The organism is Amycolatopsis pretoriensis, assembly GCF_900107925.1.
In the GTDB taxonomy this organism is placed as follows: domain Bacteria; phylum Actinomycetota; class Actinomycetes; order Mycobacteriales; family Pseudonocardiaceae; genus Amycolatopsis; species Amycolatopsis pretoriensis.
Map to the genome: position 1 here is coordinate 40492 of NZ_FNUJ01000013.1, position 20806 is coordinate 61297.

General features: G+C 72.3%; 20 protein-coding genes. 12 read left to right on the forward strand and 8 right to left on the reverse strand.

Annotated features, from left to right (window positions below; genetic code table 11):
* Positions 1-25 precede the first annotated feature (25 nt).
* The 6 genes from BLV96_RS42375 (at position 26) to BLV96_RS42400 (ending at position 6770) form a co-directional block, all read left to right on the forward strand.
* Positions 26-736: a response regulator transcription factor gene (locus BLV96_RS42375; protein WP_086676827.1), complete on the forward strand. Its 711-nt coding sequence runs from the start codon at positions 26-28 to the stop codon at positions 734-736.
* Positions 737-739: 3 nt separating this feature from the next.
* Positions 740-2044 (forward strand): sensor histidine kinase, encoded by a 1305-nt coding sequence (locus BLV96_RS42380; RefSeq protein WP_086676826.1) that lies wholly within the window; start codon positions 740-742, stop codon positions 2042-2044.
* 169 nt (positions 2045-2213) lie between these two features.
* Positions 2214-3605, forward strand: coding sequence for an amino acid permease (locus BLV96_RS42385; RefSeq protein WP_086676825.1), 1392 nt, complete (start codon positions 2214-2216; stop codon positions 3603-3605).
* Positions 3602-4357 carry a carbon-nitrogen hydrolase family protein gene (locus BLV96_RS42390; RefSeq protein WP_086676824.1) on the forward strand — a complete coding sequence of 252 codons (756 nt, stop codon included), beginning with the start codon at positions 3602-3604 and terminating at the stop codon, positions 4355-4357. Before BLV96_RS42385 ends, BLV96_RS42390 begins: the two co-directional genes overlap by 4 nt.
* Positions 4354-6045: a flavin monoamine oxidase family protein gene (locus tag BLV96_RS42395; RefSeq protein WP_086676823.1), complete on the forward strand. Its 1692-nt coding sequence runs from the start codon at positions 4354-4356 to the stop codon at positions 6043-6045. The genes BLV96_RS42390 and BLV96_RS42395 overlap by 4 nt, the downstream gene beginning before the upstream one ends.
* An 80-nt stretch (positions 6046-6125) precedes the next feature.
* Positions 6126-6770, forward strand: coding sequence for a TetR/AcrR family transcriptional regulator (locus BLV96_RS42400; RefSeq protein WP_086676822.1), 645 nt, complete (start codon positions 6126-6128; stop codon positions 6768-6770).
* 96 nt (positions 6771-6866) lie between these two features.
* Here the strand turns inward: BLV96_RS42400 and BLV96_RS42405 are convergent, their stop codons facing one another.
* Positions 6867-7601, reverse strand: a complete 735-nt coding sequence (locus BLV96_RS42405; RefSeq protein WP_086676821.1) for a TetR/AcrR family transcriptional regulator — start codon at positions 7599-7601, stop codon at positions 6867-6869.
* A 67-nt stretch (positions 7602-7668) separates the two neighbouring features.
* Here BLV96_RS42405 and BLV96_RS42410 point away from each other — a divergent pair, with 67 nt between their 5' ends.
* Positions 7669-8535, forward strand: coding sequence for an alpha/beta fold hydrolase (locus BLV96_RS42410; protein WP_086676820.1), 867 nt, complete (start codon positions 7669-7671; stop codon positions 8533-8535).
* 81 nt (positions 8536-8616) lie between these two features.
* Positions 8617-9003, forward strand: coding sequence for a hypothetical protein (locus BLV96_RS42415; protein WP_244180904.1), 387 nt, complete (start codon positions 8617-8619; stop codon positions 9001-9003).
* A gap of 412 nt (positions 9004-9415) precedes the next feature.
* Here the strand turns inward: BLV96_RS42415 and BLV96_RS51370 are convergent, their stop codons facing one another.
* Complete coding sequence (locus BLV96_RS51370; RefSeq protein ID WP_086676078.1) at positions 9416-10657, reverse strand: PucR family transcriptional regulator; 1242 nt, start codon at positions 10655-10657, stop codon at positions 9416-9418.
* 102 nt (positions 10658-10759) lie between these two features.
* Between BLV96_RS51370 and BLV96_RS42425 the strand changes: the two genes are divergently transcribed.
* Complete coding sequence (locus tag BLV96_RS42425; protein ID WP_086676080.1) at positions 10760-11602, forward strand: SGNH/GDSL hydrolase family protein; 843 nt, start codon at positions 10760-10762, stop codon at positions 11600-11602.
* Here the strand turns inward: BLV96_RS42425 and BLV96_RS42430 are convergent.
* From BLV96_RS42430 to BLV96_RS42450, 5 genes are read right to left on the reverse strand one after another with little or no spacing between them, the layout of a single operon-like run.
* Positions 11592-12110: a pyridoxamine 5'-phosphate oxidase family protein gene (locus tag BLV96_RS42430; protein ID WP_086676082.1), complete on the reverse strand. Its 519-nt coding sequence runs from the start codon at positions 12108-12110 to the stop codon at positions 11592-11594. The genes BLV96_RS42425 and BLV96_RS42430 overlap by 11 nt on opposite strands.
* A 2-nt stretch (positions 12111-12112) precedes the next feature.
* Positions 12113-13096 carry an LLM class F420-dependent oxidoreductase gene (locus BLV96_RS42435; RefSeq protein WP_086676084.1) on the reverse strand — a complete coding sequence of 328 codons (984 nt, stop codon included), beginning with the start codon at positions 13094-13096 and terminating at the stop codon, positions 12113-12115.
* Complete coding sequence (locus BLV96_RS42440; RefSeq protein ID WP_086676086.1) at positions 13093-14280, reverse strand: acetyl-CoA acetyltransferase; 1188 nt, start codon at positions 14278-14280, stop codon at positions 13093-13095. The genes BLV96_RS42435 and BLV96_RS42440 overlap by 4 nt, the downstream gene beginning before the upstream one ends.
* 4 nt (positions 14281-14284) lie before the next feature.
* On the reverse strand, positions 14285-15976 hold the full coding sequence (locus tag BLV96_RS42445) for a class I adenylate-forming enzyme family protein (protein ID WP_086676088.1): 1692 nt from the start codon (positions 15974-15976) through the stop codon (positions 14285-14287).
* The gene (locus BLV96_RS42450) at positions 15973-17445 is read right to left on the reverse strand and encodes a carotenoid oxygenase family protein (protein WP_086676090.1); all 1473 of its coding nucleotides are present in this window, start codon (positions 17443-17445) and stop codon (positions 15973-15975) included. Before BLV96_RS42450 ends, BLV96_RS42445 begins: the two co-directional genes overlap by 4 nt.
* A gap of 138 nt (positions 17446-17583) precedes the next feature.
* Here BLV96_RS42450 and BLV96_RS42455 point away from each other — a divergent pair, with 138 nt between their 5' ends.
* Complete coding sequence (locus tag BLV96_RS42455) at positions 17584-18540, forward strand: winged helix-turn-helix transcriptional regulator (RefSeq protein ID WP_086676092.1); 957 nt, start codon at positions 17584-17586, stop codon at positions 18538-18540.
* Positions 18541-18611: 71 nt separating this feature from the next.
* Complete coding sequence (locus tag BLV96_RS42460) at positions 18612-18797, forward strand: DUF5302 domain-containing protein (RefSeq protein ID WP_086676094.1); 186 nt, start codon at positions 18612-18614, stop codon at positions 18795-18797.
* 47 nt (positions 18798-18844) lie between these two features.
* Here BLV96_RS42460 and BLV96_RS42465 read toward each other — a convergent pair whose 3' ends face one another.
* Positions 18845-19771 (reverse strand): MBL fold metallo-hydrolase, encoded by a 927-nt coding sequence (locus BLV96_RS42465; protein WP_086676097.1) that lies wholly within the window; start codon positions 19769-19771, stop codon positions 18845-18847.
* A gap of 84 nt (positions 19772-19855) precedes the next feature.
* On the opposite strand from BLV96_RS42465, the gene BLV96_RS42470 reads away from it, so the two are divergent.
* Complete coding sequence (locus BLV96_RS42470; RefSeq protein WP_086676099.1) at positions 19856-20803, forward strand: LysR substrate-binding domain-containing protein; 948 nt, start codon at positions 19856-19858, stop codon at positions 20801-20803.
* Positions 20804-20806: the final 3 nt, after the last annotated feature.

Genomic DNA, 20806 nt, shown 5'->3' on the forward strand with positions numbered 1-20806 from the left:
GCCGGTCGTTGGTTAGGCTCCCCGCATGCCGAACCTGCTGGTGGTGGAAGACGACGCGGCGATCGGCAGCGTGCTCGAATCGACTCTGCGACTGCACGGTTACCAGGTGTACTGGCGCCGCGACGGCCGCACCGCCCTGCAGGCCGCCGACGCGGGCGAATTCGACCTCGTGCTGCTCGACCTCGGCCTGCCCGACCTCGACGGCGTCGAGGTCTGCCGCCGCCTGCGGGCCGCCTTGCCGGCCACCGTCCTGGTCATCCTCACCGCCCGGCAGGAGGAGATGGACGTCGTCGTCGGCCTCGACGCCGGGGCCGACGACTACCTCACCAAGCCGATCCGGCTGGGCGAGCTGCTGGCCCGGGTGCGCGCGCACCTGCGCCGCGGCGCGCCGGCCGGGGCCCGGCCGCCGGTGACCGTCGGCGGGCTGACCGTCGACATCGCCGGGCGCCGCGCCACCGTGGGCGGGCAGGAGGTCGTGCTGCGGGCGAAGGAGTTCGACCTGCTGGCGCGGCTCGCCGAGCAACCCGGGGTCGCCGTCAGCCGCGAGACGCTGATGGCCGAGGTCTGGGACGCCCACTGGTACGGCTCCACGAAGACCCTCGACGTGCACATCGCGGCGGTGCGCCGCAAGCTCGCGTCGGCGGCCGCCCCCGGGGTCGAGGTGCCCCGGATCGCCACCCTGCGCGGCCACGGATACCGGCTGGAAGACCCGGCCCGGACCGTCGCCGAAGGCTGAGCCGTGCGCCGCCGGATCATCTCGCTGACGGTGCTGGCCGCGCTGGTCGCGACCGTCCTGTTCGCCCTGCCGCTGGGCATCGCGGTGATGCAGTACTACCGCGACGACACCAAGGCGGACCTGGAGCGGGCCGCGGACACCGTCGCGCTCGCCGTGTCGGCGGACCTGAAGGCCGGCCGGACGCCGGTCGTGCCCCTGCTCGACCACGAAGACGACGAGGTCGGCGGCGAGGTCGGCATCTACGGCCCGGACGCGCGGCTGCTCGCCGGGCACGGCCCCGCGGTCGGCGGGCCGGTCGAGCGGCAGGCGGCGAGCGCGACCGTGGACGTCGTCCTCGGCGAAGAAGGCGACGAAGTGGCGCTGGCGGTGCCGGTGCTGAGCGGCTCCCGGGTGACCGGGGTGGTCCGCGCGGCGCTGCCGATGTCGGAGCTGCGGTTGCGGGTCGCGCTGACCTGGCTCGGCATGGCCGGGCTCGCGGTTGCGGCGATCGGGGTGAGCTGGCTGCTGGCCCGGCGGTTCACGACCCGGTTGGTCCGGCCGCTGGAGGAGCTGGCCGCCGCGGCCGGGCGCCTGGGCGATGGCGACTTCACCGCCCGCGGCCCCCGGGCCGGGATCGCCGAGATCGACCGGGTCGGCGAGGCGCTCGACGCCACCGCCGTGCGGATCGGCGAGACCCTCGAACGCGAGCGGGCGTTCTCCGCGGAGGCGTCCCACCAGCTGCGGACCCCGCTGACCGGGCTGCGCCTGCAGCTCGAGGCCGCGCTGGAGACGCCGGACGCGGACCCGCACGCGGCGATCCGCGCCGGGATCGCGTCCGCCGACCGGCTGGAACGCACCATCGAGGACCTCCTGGCGCTGGGCCGCGAGCGCCGGGCACCGCAGGCCGAACTCGACCTCGACGCCTTCCTGGAGGAGGTCCGGCAGGCGGGCGAGGCACTGCTCACCCCGCGGGGACGCGCGCTGCGGATCACCCGCGACGACCCGCCGACGGCGCGGGTGGCGGCCGCGGCGGTCCGCCAGGTCCTCGGCGTGCTGCTGGACAACGCGGCGACGCACGGCCGCGGCACGGTGACGGTGGTGGCCCGCGACGCGGGCGACGCGCTGGCCATCGACGTCGCGGACGAGGGGCCCGACCTCGGTGAGACGGACCCGTTCGCGACGGCGCCGTCCGGCCACGGCATCGGCCTGCGTTTGGCTCGCAGCCTCGCGGAGGCCGAGGGTGGCCGCCTGCGGTTGAGCCGGCCCGACCCGCCGACGTTCACCGTGCTGCTCCCGGCCGCCGACCCGCCACTTTCCCTACGAAAGTGATCCGGAGACCGCCCCTCCACGTCGCTTTCACGTGAAAGCTCCGCCGGGCTGGTGAGCGGAACGAATCGCCAGGTTTTATGCGTGGTGTGCAATGAATCACCTGTGATTCATCTGTACGCGCAATGTTCCCCTGTTTTGCCCGCTCAAAGCGACCGATACCGTCGTCGGCATGAATCTGCGGGCCGCGACGGTGCGGCGGAAACCGGTCGCCGATCTGGTCGCCGAAAGTGATCATGGCACGTTGAAGCGGTCGCTCGGGCTCGGGCAGCTCACCACGCTGAGCATCGGTGCGACGCTGGGCAGCGGCATCTTCGTCGTCCTCGGCGAAGCCGTCCCGGTGGCCGGGCCCGCGGTGGTCCTGTCGTTCGTGCTCGCCGGCGTCACCGCGCTGTTCTCCGCGCTCTCCTACGCCGAACTCGCCGGCATGATCCCGCTGTCCGGTTCGTCCTACTCCTACGCGTACGCCACGCTCGGCGAGCTCGTCGCCTGGGTCTGCGGCTGGTGCCTGGTCCTCGAATACGGCGTCTCGGTCGCGTCGGTCGCCGTCGGGTGGGGGCAGTACCTCAACGAGCTGCTGCGGCTGGCCTTCGGCTTCGCCATCCCGGACGCGCTGAGCCAGCCGCCCGGCTCCGGCGGGATCGTCAACGTGCCCGCGATCGTCGTCGTGGTCCTGGCGATGTTCCTGCTGCTGTCCGGCGCGAAGGAGAGCGCGCGGGCCAACACGATCATGGTCGCGGTCAAGATCGGTACGCTGGTGCTGTTCTGCGCGATCGCCTTCACCGCGGTCAAAGCGCAGAACTTCACGCCGTTCCTGCCGCTCGGGCTGGCCGGGATGAGTGCCGGCGGCGCCAAGTTGTTCTTCTCCTACATCGGGTTCGACGCCGCGTCGACCGCCGGCGAGGAGGCGAAGAACCCGCAGCGCGACCTGCCGCGGGCGATCCTGCTCTCGCTCGGCATCGTCACCGTGCTCTACTGCCTGGTCGCCGTGGCCGCCGTCGGCGCGCTGCCGTGGCAGCGGTTCGACGGCCAGGAAGCCGCGCTGTCGCACGTGCTGAGCGTCGTGTCGGGCAACCCGTTCTGGGCCGGCCTGCTCGCCGTCGGCGCGATCGTGGCGATCTCCAGCGTCGTGCTGACCGTCCTCTACGGACAGACGCGCATCCTGTTCGCGATGTCCCGCGACGGCCTGGTGCCGAAGTCGCTGTCCAAAGTGGACGAAAAGTCCGGCTCGCCGCGGATCAACACGCTCGTCGTCTCGGCGTTCGTCGCCGTGCTGGCCGCGTTCATCCCGCTGGGCAAGCTCGCCGACGCCACCAGCATCGGGACGCTGTTCGCGTTCCTGCTGGTCAACATCGCCGTCCTGCTGCTGCGCCGCCGCCAGCCCGACCGGCCGCGCTCGTTCCGCGTGCCGTTCTCGCCGGTGACGCCGATCCTCGGCGTGCTCTGCTGCGGCTACATGATGTTCAGCCTCGACGGCGCCACCTGGGTCGTCTTCGGCGGCTGGATGGCGCTGGGCCTGCTGATCTACTTCGGCTACGGGATCCGGCGGTCGAGGCTGGCATGAGGGTCGCGATCCACCAGGGTCCGGTCGAGGCGCTGCCGGACGCGGTCCGGGCGGCCGGCGCCGACCTCGTCGTCACGGCCGAGATGGCCACCACCGGCTACCACATCGGCGCGCGGACGCACGAGCTCGCCGAACCCGCCGACGGGCCCACGGCGGCGAAGATGTCCGCACTGGCAAGGGAAACCGGGGTCGCGCTGGCCTACGGCTACCCGGAGGCCGACGGCGGGAACGTCTACAACAGCGTCCAGCTCGTCGACGCGTCCGGGCGGCGACTGGCGAACTACCGCAAGACGCACCTGTTCGGCGACCTCGACAAAGCGTGGTTCACCCCGGGTGACGAGCCGGTCGTGCAGGCCGACGTCGCCGGCGTCCGGGTCGGGCTGCTGATCTGCTACGACGTCGAGTTCCCCGAGCTGGTCCGCGCGCACGCGCTGGCCGGCACCGAGCTGCTGGTCGTGCCGACCGCGCTGATGAGCCCCTACGAGCTGGTCGCGGACACGCTGGTGCCGGCGCGGGCCTACGAAAGCCAGCTGTTCGTTGCCTACGCCAACCGTTGTGACGTCGAACAAAAACTGACCTACTGCGGACGCTCCTGCGTGGTCGCCCCGACCGGTTCGGTGCTCACCCGCGCCGGCTCCGGCCCCGCGCTGATCACCGCCGAAGTGAGCCGGGAAGCGCTGGCCGCGTCCCGCCTGGAGAACACCCACCTGGCCGACCGGCGGCCCGAACTGTACCGAGGAACCACGGCATGACCTCCGCTGTCCCGACCGCGATCCACCACGACGAGCCGGCGGGCCGCCCGATCACCATGTTCGGCCCCGACTTCCCGTTCGCCTACGACGACTACCTCGCCCACCCGGCCGGGCTCGGCTCGATCCCGGCCGACCGGCACGGCACCGAGGTCGCGGTGATCGGCGGTGGCCTGTCGGGCATCGTGACCGCGTACGAGCTGATGAAGCTGGGTTTGCGGCCGGTGGTCCACGAAATCGCCGAGATCGGCGGCCGGTTGCGGACCGTCCGGTTCCCCGGCTGCCCGGACGACGTCGTCGCCGAGATGGGCGCGATGCGCTTCCCGCCCGCGTCGACCGCGCTGTTCCACTACATCGACAAGGTGGGCTTGACGACGACGCCGTTCCCCAACCCGCTGGCCCCGGAGACGCCGAGCACGGTCGTCGACCTCAAGGGACGGAGCCACTACGCGCGCACGCCCGAAGATCTGCCCGGGGTGTTCCGCGACGTCGCCGCGGCGTGGGACCGGACGCTGGCCGAGCACGCGTCGTTCGCCGAGATGCAGACGGCGATCCGCGACCGCGACGCGAAGACGATCAAGCGGCTGTGGAACGAACTCGTCCCGCGCCTGGACAACCAGACGTTCTACGGCTTCCTGTGCGACTCCCCCGCGTTCGCCTCCTTCCGCCACCGCGAGATCTTCGGCCAGGTCGGTTTCGGCACGGGCGGCTGGGACACCGACTTCCCCAACTCCATCCTGGAAATCCTGCGCGTGGTCTACACCGGCGCGGACGACGAGCACCGCAGCATCGCCGGCGGCAGCAGGCAGCTCCCGTTGCGGCTGTGGGAGCACGCGCCTTCGGAGACCGCTTTCTGGCCCGCCGGAACGTCGTTGGCCGCCCTGCACGAGGGCGGGCCGCGCCCGGGCGTGACGCGGCTGCACCGGACGGCGCCGAACAACATCACGGTGACCGACGCGTCCGGGCACATCCGGACCTACCCGGCGGCGGTGTTCACCGCGCAGAGCTGGATGCTGCTGTCCAAGATCGAGTGCGACGAGGCCCTGTTCCCGATCGACCACTGGACGGCGATCGAGCGCACGCACTACATGGAGTCGTCGAAGGTCTTCGTGCCGGTGGACCGGCCGTTCTGGCTCGACCCCGACCCGGCGACCGGCCGCGACACGATGAGCATGACGCTCACCGACCGCATGCCGCGGGGGACGTACCTGCTGGGCTCCGACCCGGATTCGCCCGCGGTGATCTGCCTGTCGTACACGTGGGCCGACGACTCGCTGAAGTGGCTGCCGCTGCCGGTCGGCGAGCGCGTCGAGGTGATGTTGCAGTCGCTGCGCGAGATCTACCCGGGGGTGGACGTCCGGCGGCACATCATCGGCGACGCGGTGACGGTGTCGTGGGAAGCGGAACCGCACTTCATGGGCGCGTTCAAGGCGAACCTGCCGGGGCACTACCGCTACCAGCACCGGCTGTTCACGCACTTCATGCAGGACTCCTTGCCTCCGGAGTACCGGGGGCTGTTCCTGGCGGGCGACGACGTGTCGTGGACGGCGGGCTGGGCGGAGGGCGCGGTCCAGACGGCGCTGAACGCGGTGTGGGGCGTGCTGCACCACTTCGGCGGGGCAACCGATCCGGTGAACCCGGGCCCGGGGGACCTCTTCGAGGACCTCGCTCCGATCACGCTGCCGGACTGAGCGTGCCCCGATCGTGCCATCGGGTCCGACATCGTGCCCATTGCCCTGCCCGGGCCCTGCTCGCGTGCGACGATGGGACCATGAACACCGAGCCGGCGCCGAGATGGCGAAGACTGGAACCGGACGAACGGAAGGAACAGATCTACGCTTGCGCGGCGCGGCTGTTCGGTGACCGCCCCTACTCCGAAGTGTCCACTTCGGACATCGCCGCGGCGGCCGGTGTCGCGCGGGGGTTGATCAACCACTACTTCGGCACGAAACGCGAGCTGTACCTGGAAATCATCCGCCGCGCGCTGACCGTGCCGCGGCTGGCCGTCGAAATCCTCCCGGAGGGGCCCCTCGAACTGCGGGCCGACGTCGCCATCGAGTGGTTCCTCGACATGGTCACCAGCCAGGAGCGGATGTGGCTCGCCGCCATCGCGCCGGAAGGGATCGGGCGCGACCTCGAAGTCGAACGCATCCTCGAAGAAGCCGACCGCGAATCCGCCGACCGCGTGCTCGAAGCCGTCGGGCTCTCCAGCGCGAGCGAGCACGGCCCCGAGCTCAACGCGCTCGTGCGCGCGTTCGGCGGGATGGTGAAGTCCGCCGGCCGGGAATGGCTCGTGCGCGGATCCCTGACCCGCGCGCAGGTGCACCTGCTGCTGTCCAAATCGCTCGTCACGCTCGTCGGCGAGATCTTCCCGGCGATCCAGGCGGAACCGGCGCGCGGGGACAGTCCGGAATAGACCGAAGCCCCCGGCGCCACGAGGGGGAGGAGGGCGCCAGGGGCTCCGGGTCGGCGGCGAACCACCGACGCGCGCCCACGGTACGCCGGGGCACTGTCAAGTCGCTGTCAGCCCCGATTCGCCCAGCTCACGGAGGCGGCAGGCGAGCCCGTCGAGGCACCGCTCGACCGCGTAGTCGTACAGCTGCGCGTAGTAGCCCGCCGCGAGGTGGGGATCGCCCATCAGGTCGTGCATCGCCGCGCCGAGCTCGGCCATCCCCGGCAGGTCGGCGCGCTCGCGGTAGGTCGCGTACTCCTCGGTGTTGTCGATCCGCAGCGCGAGCGCGCCGTCGCGGTCGTCCTCCATCGCGACGAACTGGCACGCCGTCATCAGCAGCAGGTTGTACGCCAGGACGCTTTCGCGGCCGAAGCCCGCCTTCAGCAGCACGCCGACGCCGGCGTCGATGCTGCGCGTGGCCGCCTGGACGGAGGGGCCGAACAGCGCGAGCCGCCGCGCGCAGCCGGGGTACGTGCGCAGCACCGCGCGCAGGGACGCCAGCAGCTCGGTGAACCAGTCCTGCCACGGCAGGTCCCCGGCGGGCAGCTCGAGCAGGCCGACCACGCGGTCGACGACGGCGTTGACCACCGCGTCCCGGTCGCCGACGTGGTGGTAGATCACGGCGGGGTAGGCCTCGACCGCGCGGGCGAGCTCCCGCAGCGTCCAGTTGTCGAGGCCGCGTTCGGCGGTCAGGGCCGTCGCGGCGTCGATGATCCGGTCGGCCGTGAGCGCCGGCAGTCCCGCGGCGGCCCGCGACCGGGGCCGCTGGCCCGTGCCCGAGGATGAGGTCGGCATGGGAGGTAACGGTAACCGCACGGGTGGGACCGGTGCCAGCGCCGCCGGGGTACGGCAGGATCGGGGCATGGCACGCGCACAGGCCAACGGTCTCGAGCTCGAATACGACACCTTCGGCGATCCGGACAATCCGCCGCTGGTGCTGGTGATGGGTCTCGGTGCCCAGATGATCACCTGGGAGGACGGCTTCTGCGAGCTGCTCGCCGCGCGCGGGTTCTTCGTGGTCCGCTACGACAACCGGGACGTCGGGCTCTCGACGTGGCTCGACCACCTGCCCGCGCCGGACCTGGCCGCGCTGGCCGCCGGCGACCTGGCGACGGCGCCGTACCTGCTCTCGGACCTGGCCGACGACGCCGTCGGGCTGTTCGACGCGCTCGGCATCGCGCGGGCCCACGTCGTGGGGGCGTCGATGGGCGGGATGATCGTCCAGCAGCTGGCGATCGACCACCCGGACCGGCTGCTGTCCGTCACGTCCATCATGTCGACGACCGGCGACCCGGCGGTCGGGCAGGCCGAGCCCTGGGCCCTGGGACTGCTGGCGCGCCCGCCGGCGTCGACGCGCGAGCAGGCGCTGGCCGACAGCGTCGACGGCTACCGGCGGCTCGGCTCCCCCGGCTACCCCGACGACGAGGCGTTCCTGCTGGCCAAGGCGACGCTGCACTACGACCGAGCCCGCCACCCGGTGGGCACGCTGCGCCACGCGGCGGCGGTGGTGGCGTCCGGCGACCGGACGTCTCGTCTTCAGGACGTGCGGCTCCCGGCCCTGGTGATCCACGGCGACGCCGACCCGCTGATCAACGTGAGCGGCGGCAAGGCGACGGCGGAGGCGATCCCGGACGCGGAGCTGCTGGTGATCCCGGGAATGGGGCACAACCTGCCGCACGCGGTGTGGCCGACGGTGGTTTCGGCGATCGGACGCTTGACGGGTCAATAGCGCGTCAAGATCCGGGGGCTGGGTGTAGGGAATGTGTCCGGGATCAGGTTTTTGAGCTGGGTCGCGGCTTGGCTGGACGGCATGAGTGGTGGCTTCGGGTTCCCGTTCGGCTGCGTGGCGGCGGTGGTCGCGGTGGTGCCGGCGGATCTCGCCGGGGCGACGGCTCATCCGTGGTACGCGCTGGTCACGCTCGGGCCGGTGGTGTTGCTGACGGTGTTCTGGAGCTCGGTCACCGCCGCGATCGGGGTCGCGGTGGTGGCTTGGGCGCTGGACTCGGGGTTCGTGCTCGGGCGGGCCGGCGAGTTGAGCTTCGACGCGGCTTCGGCCCTGGCGGCGGCCGTGCTGGGCGCGGCCGTCGTGCTGGGTTTCCTCGCTCGGCGGCGGCCGCGGGTGCCGGTGTGGGTGCCCACGCCTCGCCGGCCCGCGGAAGTGGCCATCCGGCGGCCCGACCTGACCGGCGTGGGCTGAAGGGCACCTTCGTCGCATGAGATGCGCTGAAGGGCACTTTCGTCGCATCTGACGTCAGGAAGGTGCCCTTCAGCCGGCGGGCCGAGCGGTGGTGGCCGGCCTCGGCGGGATCGGGAGGCCTGCCGAGGCCGGCCAACCCCGATCACCCGCGCCGCGGCTCCGAAGCCCGCCGGGCCGCCAGCACCGGGAAGCCCCCCGAGGCCGCGAAGAGCTACCCGAGGCCCGCCCCCAATCACCCACGCCGCGGCTCCGAAGCCCGCCGAGCCGCCAGCACCGGGAAGCCCCCCGAGGCCGCGAAGAGCTACCCGAGGCCCGCCCCCAATCACCCACGCCGCGGCTCCGAAGCCCGCCAGGCAGCCAGCACCGGAAGGCCCGCCAAGGCCGCGAAGAGCTACCCGAGGCCCGCCCCCATTCACCCGCGCCGCGGCTCCGAAGCCCGTCGAGCCGCCAGCGCCGCGATGATTCGCGGCAACCCCGCCGGGTGCAGCGGGTCGATCCCCGTCAGCTCCCGCACCCTCCGCAACCGGTAGTCCACCGTGTTCGGGTGCACGTGCAGCCGGGCCGCCGTGCGGCGGCGGTTCGTGTCCAGCTCCAGGTACGCCGCCAGCGTCTCGCTCAGCTCCGGGTGCTCGTCCAACGGTGCCAGCACCGCCGCGAGCCGGTCGCGGGCCTCGCCCGGGCGGGTCAGCTGGTACTCCACCAGCACGTCGTCCAGCCGGTACAGCCCCGGCGGCCGCCCGAACCAGCGCAGCACCTCCAGCACCTCGCCCGTCCGCGCGGCCACCAGCCGGACCTCCGACGGCTCCGCCGGCTCGGCCGCGGCCAGCACGTCGACCCCCGCCGCGCGACCCGCCGTGTCCAGCAGCGCGCGCCACTCCGCCACTTCGGCGAGCCGGCCGGCCAGCGGCAGCAGCACCAGCCCGCCCGGCCCGTCCAGCGACGCCAGGACCCCCTCGCCGCACGACTGCTCGAACGCCGCCAGGAACCGCCGCAGCTTCCGGCGGACCGCGATCCCGGCGTCGACCCCGGGCGACGCCTCGTCCGCGTGCGGGCCCAGCTCGACGCTCAGCACCAGGTACCGCGCCGGCAGCGTGATCCCGGCGCTGCGGGCGACGCCGTCCACCGGGCCGCCGTCGGCCAGCACCGACAGCAGCGTCCGGCGCGCCGTGTGCTCCTGCCCGACCTTCGTGCGCAGCTCCTCCAGGTAGCCGCGCGTGACGGCGCCGGTGATCGTGCCGACGAACGCGAGCACCCGGTCGGCGACCTCGAGGAGGTCGGCGACGTCCGCGCGGCCCGCTTCCGCCGAACCGACGGCGAAGATCTCCCGCGCGCCGACGTGGTAGGCGGTCAGCACCGCTTCCAGGGGGAAGCCCTCCTCGGCCCGGCGCACCGCGGACGCGCCGATCTGGCGCAGCTCGGCGTCGTTGAGCTGCCGGTCCTCGCGCAGGCTCCGGGCGAACGCGCGGACCGCCTGCTGCGTGATCCGCGCGATGTCGCCGGCCAGCTCCTCGACCGGCAGCCGCCGGTAGTCGGCGACCTGCTCCTGGATGCGGGTGAGCACCCGGGCGATCAGCTCCGGCTCCTCGCGGGTCAGCCGCTCGTGGACGCGCTGGCCGCCGAGGGTCAGGTCGCCGCCGGTTTTGTGCTCCGTCACAACCGATCCCCTCGTTCTCTGCCCGGATTCCCAGTCAATCCGGCCACGCTCGGTGCCGATGGTGTCACGGAAGCCAACTACGTCAAGGAGGACGGCGTGCGAGTGAGGACAACGGCGTTCATCACGATCATGGTCGCGGCTTTGGCGACGACAGCGGGTACGGCGGCCGCGAGCACCGCCGGCGAGTACGTGGCCCTGGGGGACTCGGCGGCGGCCGGCCCGCTGATCCTGCCCCCGGACCTCTCGTCCCCCGGCTGCCTGCGGTCGCTCGCGAACTACCCGCACGTCGCCGCGAAGCAGCTGGGCACCCCGCTGAAGGACGTCACGTGCTCCGGCGCGACGACCGCGGACATGTACGCGCCGCAGTCGACGGAGACCGGCGCGGTCCCGCCGCAGCTCGACGCGCTGGGCGCGGGCACCCGAACCGTCACGGTGACCATCGGCGGCAACGACGTCGGCCTGGTCGGCGCCGCCACCAGCTGCATCACCCTGCTGCCCGGCATCACCCCGGACTGCGTCGACCGCTACACCGCCGGCGGCCACGACCAGCTGGCCGAGAAGATCGCCGCGTTCGAACCGACGTGGGGCGCGCTGCTGGACGCGATCCACTCGAAGGCACCGAACGCGAACGTCTTCGTCGCCGGCTACGGCACCTACCTGCCGCACAACGGGTGCTGGCCGGTCGCGCCGCTGACCCCGCGCGACGCGAACTACATCCAGGGCAGCATCGACAAGACGAACGCCGCGCTGGCTCGGCAGGCCGCGGCGCACAACGCGCATTACGTCGACGTCCGGACGGCGTCGATCGGGCACGACGTCTGCAAGCTGCCCGGCGTCAAGTGGTTCGAGAGCGTGATCCCGACGGCGGTCGCGGCCCCGCTGCACCCCAACGCCACCGGCATGCGCGGGATCGGGGCGCTCGTCGCGGCGGCCGTCAGGGGGTGAAGTCCCAGCGGCTCGCGCCGTACGGCTCGGCGCAGGCGACGCCGATCGCCCGGGCCGGCACCAGCCGGTACAGGAACCACGGCGCGGGCCCGGCGCTCGGCGCCATGAAAGTCGCGTTGAACCCGCCTTCGTACACCGTCGCGGTCCAGCCGCCTTCGCGGTAGACGGCCGCGACCCGCTCGAGCGTGGCGGGATCGGAGATCCGCTCGGCCTCGCCTTCCAGGGTGAGGTCGAGCCCCTTCAAGCGCACCGAGACGCTGCACGCCGGGTTCGCCGCGAGGTTGCGGGCCCGGCGCGTGCCGTCGCCGCTGACGAAGTAGAGGGCGTCGTCGACCCAGATCGCGCCGACGCCGGCGGCGTGCGGACGGCCGTCGGGGCGGACGGTCCCGACGAAGAAGGTCAGGTCCTCCTTCGGGGTCTGGGTCGCGAGGAGGTCGCGCGCCCGGCTCCACGGCAGCGCCGGGGCGCCGTGCTGGTCGAGGTTCTTGGTCTTCGTGGGTTCAGTCATGCCTACGCGTCGAACGGGACGACGGCGGATCGACACGCGGCGAGGGTTTTTCCGCCACCGGGATCGTCGTCGCTGGTCGCGGGCACGATCACCAGCTCGTCGATCCCCGCTTCCGCGTACTCCCGCGCCTTCGCGGCGACGTCCTCGCGCGAGCCCAGCAGGCCCACCGTGGCGATCGCCTCGACCGGCACCGCGGCCAGCAGCTCGCGCGGGTGCGGGCGGGTGCGCGCGAAGTCCACCAGGTCACCGAACCCGGCCTCGCGGAACATCTCGCCGTAGCCGGGCGCCGCCAGGTACCCCACGACCCCGCGGCGCAGCTGCTCGATCTCGGCGGGTCCCGGATCCACCGCGCCGACCACCCACGCGGCGACCGGCGGCGGCGCCACCTCGGCCCGCGCGGCCGCGTCCCGCAGGCCACGCACCAGAGCGCCGGCCGTGGCCGGGCTGACCAGGTTGACCACCATCCGGTCCGCCTGCCGCGCGGCGACCTCCAGGGCCCGCGGGCCGAACGCGGCGATCGTCAGCGGCGACTTCGGCGCGGCCAGCCGCAGCCGGTAGCCCCGCGAGCCGACGACCGTTCCGTCCACAGTGGACTTTTGGCCGTCGAGCAGCTGCCGGACGGCGATCGCCGACTCCGCCAGCGCCGTGGCGGCGCGGTCACGCGAACGACCGTGCCAGCCGCGCACGACGACATCGCTGGACGTGCCCAAGGCGACGCCGGTACTCCGGCCGGTCAGGGCCGCGACCGACGCGACGCCCATCGCGATCGTCGCCGGGTCCCGCACGGTCACGGCGAGGGGCCCGAACGTCAGCGACATCCGGGAGGTCGCCGCCCCGATCGCGGTCCCCAGCGCGAACGCGTCCCACGTCGCCATCTCGCCGATCCACAGTTCCGGGTAGCCGGCGGCTTCGGCGGCGCGGGCGGTTTCGAGGGCTTCCTCCGGCGGGCGGTCCTGCCAGAGCCCCAGCGACACCGAAAGCCTCATGCGGTGACCACCATCGTGACGACCGTGGTGAACGAGCCGCCGATGTTGAGCGTCAACGCCGTCCGCGCGCCGTCGACCTGCGTTTCGCCGGCGGTCCCGGTCACCTGCCGGGCGACGTCGTGCAGCATCCGGACGCCGGTCGCGCCGACCGGGTGGCCGAGCCCGAGCAGGCCGCCGCCCGGGTTGATCCCAGCCGCGTCGAGGCCGCCCTCGGCGATGAACCGGCCGCCGTCGCCGGGTGGCGCGGCGCCGAGGTGCTCCAGCGCGACCAGCCCGGTGATCGTGAAGCAGTCGTGCAGCTCGACGACGTCGAGCGCGTCGGGCCCGGCCACGCCGGCCCGCGAGTAGGCGTCCACCACCGCGCCGCGCAGGTGCGGGAACAGGTACTCGCCGTCCGCGGCCAGCTTCTCGGTCAGGCCGATGTGGGAGGTGCGGTGCCCGAAGCCCGCGATGCGCGGGAAGCCGCCGCCCAGGCGTTCGGCGAACGCCGGCGAGGCCAGCAGGACCGCCGCGGCGCCATCGGTGATCCGGCCGCAGTCCTGCTTGCGCAGCCGGCCTTCGATCAGCGGGTTCAGCTCGTCGTCGGCGCCGAACGCGCCCTCCGGGAAGCGCCAGTCACGGGCTTGGGCGAGCGGGTTCCGTGCTGCGCGGTCGAAAGCGTGCGCAGCGAACTGCCCGAGGTGTCCGGGATCGAGGCCGTACCGCTCGTCGTACGCGGAAGCGACGTCGGCGAAGATCGCGGGCCACGGGAACTTCGCGCCGACGGCCTCGTGCCCGGCCCAGGCGGCGGACCCGAGGTGCTCGGCCGCGCGTTGCCCGTCGACGTTGCGCATCAGTTCGACGCCGGCGACCAGCGCCAGGTCGTACCGGCCCGCTTCGAGGTCCGCGCACGCGGCGAGGACGGCGGTGCTGCCGGACGCGCACGCGGCTTCGTGCCGGGTCGACGGCACGCCGTCGAGCTCCGGGACGGCGGCCACGAGCAGCCCACCCAGCTGGGCCTGCCCGGTGAACAGCTCGGCCGCGAGGTTCCCGACGTGCGCGACCTCGACGTCCTCGGCGCTCACCCCGGCGTCCGCGAGGGCCGTGGGCACGACCTCGCCGAACAGCTCGAGGATCCCGCGCCCCTCCTTCGCGTAGTTGCGCGCGAAGTCGGTCTGCGCCCCGCCCAGCACGAACACCGTCATGGCCTCACTCCAGACTTTCCCGCAGCTGCCGCTTCAGGATCTTCCCCACCGGGTTGCGGGGCAAGGCGTCGGCGTACTCGAGCCGTTCCGGCAGCTTGAACGCGGCCACCTTCTTCTCGCGCAGGTATGCGACCAGCTCGTCCAGCGACGGCTTGCGCGCGCCCGGCACGACGACCGCGCACACGCGCTCCCCCATGACGTCGTCCGGGACGCCGATGACGCCGACGTCGGCGACGTCCGGATGTCCGGACAGCAGGCCCTCGACCTCGGCCGGCGAGATGTTCATGCCGCCGCGGATGACCAGGTCCTTCATCCGGTCCACGTACTTCAGGAACTCCCCGCGGTCACCGGCGATCTCGAAGACGTCACCGGTGCGGAAGTGCCCGTCGTCGTCGAAGGACGCCGTGTCGAGCGGCTCTCCCACCGACGTGAGGTAGCCGGCGAACACCGTCGGCCCGGCGATGTGCAGCTCGCCGGGCCGCCCGGGCTCGGTCACGTGCTCGCCGGTGACCGGGTCGTGCAGCCGCACCGACGTCCAGCCGGCGACGGGCGTCGACCACGTGACGTCCGAGGCGTAGTTCGGGAAGAAGCTCGCGCGCTGGTCCGGGTCCGGGATGTCCACCGGGCCGGACAGCAGCGCGGTGCCTTCGTTGGAGCCGAAGAAGTTGACGATGTCGATGCCGTACCGCTCGGCCCAGGTGCGCACGAGCCACGGGGAGAGCGGCGCCGAGCCCGACCCGATCTCGCGCAGCGCCGAGATGTCCACTCCGGACAGGATCTTTTCGTTGTGCAGCAACATGGTCAGCAACGCCGGGGGCGCGAGCGTGTACGTCACGCGCTCGGCGGCGAGCTGGCCGAGGAACACCGGCAGGTCGAACGGGTGGTGCGGGACGAACACGGCCCCGGTCAGCAGCCAGGGCAGGAACATTCCGCCGATGCCTGCCATGTTCGTCATCGGGAACGGCGACAGCAGGACGTCGTCACGCGTGATCCCGGCGGCTTGGACGCAGCCGCGCGCGGTCGCGAGCCAGTCGCCGTGGCAGCGCGGGACCGCCTTCGGCTCGGCTTCGGTGCCGGACGTCCAGCAGATCGTGACGCAGTCGTTCACGTCGGCTTCGGTCAGGTGTGAGTCCAAAGTGGATCGCTCCGCTTCGGACAGTGGTTCTTCGGGCCAGGCCAGGGCGCCGGCCGGTTCGTCGTCCCCCCGGGCGACGACGAACCGGACCGACGGCGCCGCAGCGCCGATGAGCCCAAGGGCCGCCCCGGCGAGCTCGTGCTCGCCGTATCTGGATGCGGTCACCACTCCCACGGCCCCGGTGCGCCGGCACATCGGGCCGAGTTCGTGCTCCCGGTAGGACACCGGGAACGGGGTGACGATCGCGCCGATCCGCACGATCGCGAGGAACGCCTGGACCAGGGCCGAGCAGTTCGGCAGCTGCACGGCCACGACGTCGCCTGCTCGCACCCCTCCGGCGAGCAGGAACGCGGCCAGGACGTCGACGCGTTCGTCGAGCCGGTTCCAGGTCCACCGCACCGGGTCGCGTCCGACCAGTGCGGCGGTGTTCGGTGGATCGACCAGCGCGAGACCCTCCGGGTCGGCACTGACCCGCTCCTTCACGAGCTGGTCGATCGTCTCCGCACGCCACCATCCCCGCGCCCGGAAGTCCCGGGCGCGACCCTCTCGATGGCATCTCATGAACGGAGGTTTTCCAGCTGGTCCGCCCGGACCCAGGTCGCGTGAAAACCGAGCGGGACACGCTGGGGAAGCAGGACCCTGGCCACGGGTCCGGCAGCGAGATCGGCGGCGTCGAAGATGTCCAGTTCCGAGCGTCCCTCACGCTCGTCCTGCACGAACGTCACCAGATAACCGTCCGCCGAATCGGCGGCTGCTCCGTCGCGGGGTGCGAACGGGGCCTCACTGCCCCACCGGCCGGGACCGAACCGGTATTCGGTCTTGGAGCCGGCAAGATTGTCGTAGCGCACGAGCCCGTCGAACTTCAGCGTCGACTCGGGCGAGATGTGCACCGCGTAGGAGAACCGGTTCACCCGGCCGACCCCGCGGGAGTCGACGGTGGGGAACTCGGTGTTGTCGTCGTCGAGCGGGGCCTCGCGGCACACGCCGGTCCGCAGGTTGAAGCGGTAGCGGTGCAGCTGGGCGTCGAGGCGCAGGTAGGAGAGCATCTTCGCGAGCGGCGTGTGCGCGTCGGCCCGCGGGGCCGGCTTGCGCACGCGGCAGACGTCGAGGATGACTTCCTCGCCCTCTTCCCAGGCGTTGACGACGTGGTAGATGTAGCACGGGCTCGCTTCGAACCACTTGATCTGGCTACCGTCTCCGTAGCGTGGCAGCACGCCGAAGCGGCTCGGCATCGAGCGGTCGAAGTGCAGCTTGTGACGGCCCTGCTTCGCCGCCTCCAGGTCCTGGACCAGCGGCAGGTCCATCAGCACCGCGAAGTGCTCGGTGATGGCCATGTCGTGCGGCAGGCGCGGGCCCGGCAGCTCGATCTCGGTGGTCTTGACGACCTGGCCGTCCGCGCTGATCACGCCGTAGCGCAGGTAGGGCGGGCGCGGGCCGTAGTCGAACCAGAACAGCTCGCCGGTCTTTTCGTCCACCTTGGGGTGGGCCATCATGTCGCCGACCAGCGTGCCGAGGAAGTCCTCGGCACCGAGCGTCTCCAGCGAGAGCGGGTCGACCGCGTACGGCGAGCCGCACAGGTACCAGGTCGCGAGGATCCGGCCGCGGTGGAAGATCACGTCGGTGTTGGCGTTGTCCTTGAGACCCAGGCCGTGCGCGTTGCCGAACGGGTTGCCCTTCGGGTCCTCCATGACGCCGGTCCAGAGGCCCTTGCCGGCCGCGGACTCGGCCTCGAAGGCCTTCGTGCGGACCCAGCGGTTGCGGTAGCGCGCCTTGCCGTTCTCGAGGTGGACGGCGTGGATCATGCCGTCGCCGTCGAACCAGTGGTAGCGGCCTTCCGGGGCGAACCGCGGGTTCGGGCCGTTGCGCAGGTAGACGCCGTTGAGGTCCTTCGGGATCTCGCCGATGACCTGCAGGTCTTCGGCGTCGATCTCTTCTTCGACGGGTGCGTAGACGCCGAGCAGGTAGGGGTTGGCCTCGCCGGTGTCCGCCGTCCGGGCCACCATCAGCGGCTGTTCGGAGGTGCTGGTCATCGGGCTGCTCCCTGATTCTCGGGCTCACCGCGCTGGCTGATGGGGATGAGACTATGATTTGTGTACCCAGCTGTCAATAGGCTTCTTTAGGTGTAGTCAGGTGCTACCCTGAAGCGGCGATGTAACGAGGGGGATGAAGTGGTTCAGGCGACTGCACAGCGCGTCCGGCCGGCGGGGGATCCGCTCCGCCGGGCGCTCGAGCTGGTCGGCGACCAGTGGACGTTGCTGATCCTGCAGAGCCTCTTCCTGCACTTCCGCCGCTACGAAGAGCTGCGTCTCCGCCTGGGGATCTCGCCGACGGCGTTGTCCGGGCGGCTGCGGGACATGGTGGACGCGGGGATGCTCACGCGCGTGCCGTACCGCGACGCGCGTCGCACGCGGCACGAGTACCGGCTCACCGAGCGGGGCCTGGAGCTGTGGCCGCTGCTGATTTCGATCTGGGCCTGGGAGCGCGAGTGGGTCGAAGGCCGCCGCGAGGTGCTGCCGACGCTGATCCACCTCGACTGCGAGCTGACTACATCAGCGCCGCTGGGTTGCGGCGCGTGCGGCCGCCGCGTCGACGCGCGGGACGTGCGGGCCTCGCGGCTGGACAGCACCGGCGTCGCGGCGGCGACGGCGTCCAAGCGCTTCCGCCGCAAGGACGCGGAGTCCCTGGCCGGCGACCCGATGATGTTCTTCCCCGACACGATGGAGCTGCTGGGCGACCGCTGGTCGACGGGCTTGCTGGTGTCGGCGCTGCTCGGCTGCCGGCACTTCTCGGAGTTCGAGCGCGAGCTGGGGATCGGGCCGAGCGTGCTGTCGGCGCGGCTGAGCAAGCTGGTCGAGGTGGGCGTCCTGCGCACGGGCACGGCGGCGACGCGCACGGACGCGCGCGACTACCGGATGACGGCGAAGGGGCTGGCGTTCTTCCCGGCGCTGGCGTTCATCGCGGAGTGGTCGCGCGGGTTCGAGGTGAGCGGTCAGGAGCCGGACATCACCCTGCACCACGTCGAGTGCGGCAACCGGCTGCGGCCGATCCTGCTGTGCGACCACTGCGGCCGCCCCCTGACGCGCAAGTCGGTGCAGTTCGGCGGAGTTCCGTCCCCGAAACGCTGAAATCGACTCGCCAAGCGGGTGCGCGACTGCCAGGCTGGAGCGGTCACACGTCGTCGTTTTCGGAGGTAGTCATGAGTGAACCGAACCCGTCGCCCAGCGACGAGGAGGACGACGTCAAGCGCAAGTTCCGCGAGGCACTGGAGCGCAAGCAGGCGCACGCCCGCTCGGGAGCATCGCACGAGAACGGCGGGGGCAAGAACCAGCACGCCCACGGGCCCGCGGCGAACAAGCGGACCTTCCGCCGCAAGAGCGGCTGAGTGCTCTCTCGAAGGCCCCCACCTCGATCGGTGGGGGCCTTCGGCGTCTACGGGGTGAACTCCCCCAGGTGGTCAAGCACCACGAACCGGCTCGAGGTGGCGGCCACCGCTTTCCGCAGAGTTTCCAGGCCGCCGTTGGGGTCGTGGGCCTGGCCGAGCGGGAGGTCGAAGTCGTCCCAGTGGGTGGCCGCGACGTACCTCGGGTTGCCCAGCGCGCGCAGCAGGCGCGGCACGTACTGCGTCACCTTCGCGCCGCCCACCGGCACCAGCACGACGTCCGGGCGGAGGCCGGCGAGCTCGGACTCGACGTAGTTGGACCCGCCGAAGTCCAGGACGCTCGCGCCGCCGCCGGTGACCTGGTAGGCCAGCGTGCCGCCCTCGTAGAGGTCTTCGATGACGCGCGGGCGGTCGCGGCGGGACAGCGGGCGCGAGCCGGGGAACGGCACCCGGGCCCGTTCGCCGGTAGCCGAGTGCAGGGACCGCAGGATGCGGATCGAGTAGCCGTCGAAGGTCAGGTCCTCGCCGCCGCTCGCGATCGCCAGTTGGTCTTCCGGGGCACCCAGCGCCGCCATGAGACTCAAATGGGTCTCGGTGCCGAAGACCGTCGCACCGGTGCGTTTCGCCAGGTAGGGGACGTCGGTGAGGTGGTCGTAGTGGCCGTGGGTGACGAGGATGTGGTCCGCGCGCAGCTCGCCGCGGTCGAGGTAGCCGTCGATCAGCGCCTTGTTCACCGACAGCGGCGTCTTCGGGTCCGCGCCCGCCGGGGTGTACGTGCCGGTCTTGAAGCGCGTGAGCCAGGGGTCGATGAGGATCGTCTTCGTGCCGACGCGGATCTCCCAGCCGTTGTTCCCCCACCACCGCAGAGTCATCTGTGACTGGTGCGGGCTCGCGGCGGCGGACGTCGTGCCCGCCAGGATGGCCGCCGCCGCGGCGCTCGCGCCGAACAGCCCGCGTCTGCTGAGTCCTGTGTCCATGCCCGGCACCAGACCACGAACCCCGCGCTGCTGTCCAAGATCGGGACGTCGGCATGTCGATATGCGGACGAGTATCGTCGCAGCGTGGACCACCTCCGTTCGCTGCGGTACTTCCTGGTCGTCGCCGACGAACTGCACTTCGGGCGCGCCGCCGACCGGCTCGGCATCGCGCAGCCGCCGTTGAGCCAGCGTGTGAAACGGCTCGAAGCCGAGCTCGGCGCGAAGCTGTTCGACCGCGGCCGGCGCGTCACGCTCACCGAAGCCGGCGAAGTGCTGCGCGCGGAAGCCCGAGACCTCCTGAGCCGCTGGGACCGCATGACCACGCTCGTCGCGAAGGCCGAACGCGGTGAGCTGGACGCCCTGCGCGCGGGCGTGCCGCCGGAACTGCCCGGCGCGGTCCTCGCCGCGATCCTGACGGCCTTCGCTGCGCAGTTCCCCGCGGTCCGGCTGGACCTGCAGGAGCTGACGACGGCCGAGCAGGCCCGGCTGCTCGCGGACCGGTCCCTGGACGCGGGCCTGCTGCAGCTGCCGGTGGACGTCGTCGGGCTCGACCTCGGGCCCGCGGTCGACACGCCACTGGGAGTGGTCCTCCCCCGCGATTCGCCGCTGGCGCGCCGGGCTTCGCTCTCCCTCGCGGATCTGGCGGGCGAAGGGCTGGTGCACGCGCCGCGCGCGGCGGCGCCGGGGAGTTACGACGCGCTTCTGCGCACGTGCTGGGACCACGGCTTCCGCCCGGCGTCGATCCGGCACGCGCGCAACCCGGAGTTCGTGCTCGGCCTGGTCCTGGCGGGGCACGGGGTGGCGTTCGAGCCGGCCGCCCGCAAGGAGCCGCGCGTAGTGTGGCGTCCGCTGGAGGGCGAGGTCCTGCGGGCGCGGATGGCGTTCGCGTGGCCGTCGTCGAGCCCGCACCCCCAGGCGGCGGCGCTGGCCGAGATCGCGGCGGAGGTGCTGAGGGATGACGGGGTTTCGCGGTTGGTGCCGCCGGACCCGGGCGGGGCACGGCCTTGGGACGTGTTCTACGAGCGCGGTTGAGGC

What these genes read in the sequence shown, in the direction of transcription:
- BLV96_RS42375 (WP_086676827.1), top strand. Translation starts at nt 26, where the DNA reads ATGCCGAACCTGCTGGTGGTGGAAGACGACGCGGCGATCGGCAGCGTG.
- BLV96_RS42385 (WP_086676825.1), top strand. Translation starts at nt 2,214, where the DNA reads ATGAATCTGCGGGCCGCGACGGTGCGGCGGAAACCGGTCGCCGATCTG.
- BLV96_RS42390 (WP_086676824.1), top strand. Translation starts at nt 3,602, where the DNA reads ATGAGGGTCGCGATCCACCAGGGTCCGGTCGAGGCGCTGCCGGACGCG.
- BLV96_RS42395 (WP_086676823.1), top strand. Translation starts at nt 4,354, where the DNA reads ATGACCTCCGCTGTCCCGACCGCGATCCACCACGACGAGCCGGCGGGC.
- BLV96_RS42400 (WP_086676822.1), top strand. Translation starts at nt 6,126, where the DNA reads ATGAACACCGAGCCGGCGCCGAGATGGCGAAGACTGGAACCGGACGAA.
- BLV96_RS42405 (WP_086676821.1), bottom strand. Translation starts at nt 7,601, where the DNA reads ATGCCGACCTCATCCTCGGGCACGGGCCAGCGGCCCCGGTCGCGGGCC.
- BLV96_RS42410 (WP_086676820.1), top strand. Translation starts at nt 7,669, where the DNA reads ATGGCACGCGCACAGGCCAACGGTCTCGAGCTCGAATACGACACCTTC.
- BLV96_RS42415 (WP_244180904.1), top strand. Translation starts at nt 8,617, where the DNA reads ATGAGTGGTGGCTTCGGGTTCCCGTTCGGCTGCGTGGCGGCGGTGGTC.
- BLV96_RS42430 (WP_086676082.1), bottom strand. Translation starts at nt 12,110, where the DNA reads ATGACTGAACCCACGAAGACCAAGAACCTCGACCAGCACGGCGCCCCG.
- BLV96_RS42435 (WP_086676084.1), bottom strand. Translation starts at nt 13,096, where the DNA reads ATGAGGCTTTCGGTGTCGCTGGGGCTCTGGCAGGACCGCCCGCCGGAG.
- BLV96_RS42440 (WP_086676086.1), bottom strand. Translation starts at nt 14,280, where the DNA reads ATGACGGTGTTCGTGCTGGGCGGGGCGCAGACCGACTTCGCGCGCAAC.
- BLV96_RS42445 (WP_086676088.1), bottom strand. Translation starts at nt 15,976, where the DNA reads ATGAGATGCCATCGAGAGGGTCGCGCCCGGGACTTCCGGGCGCGGGGA.
- BLV96_RS42450 (WP_086676090.1), bottom strand. Translation starts at nt 17,445, where the DNA reads ATGACCAGCACCTCCGAACAGCCGCTGATGGTGGCCCGGACGGCGGAC.
- BLV96_RS42460 (WP_086676094.1), top strand. Translation starts at nt 18,612, where the DNA reads ATGAGTGAACCGAACCCGTCGCCCAGCGACGAGGAGGACGACGTCAAG.
- BLV96_RS42465 (WP_086676097.1), bottom strand. Translation starts at nt 19,771, where the DNA reads ATGGACACAGGACTCAGCAGACGCGGGCTGTTCGGCGCGAGCGCCGCG.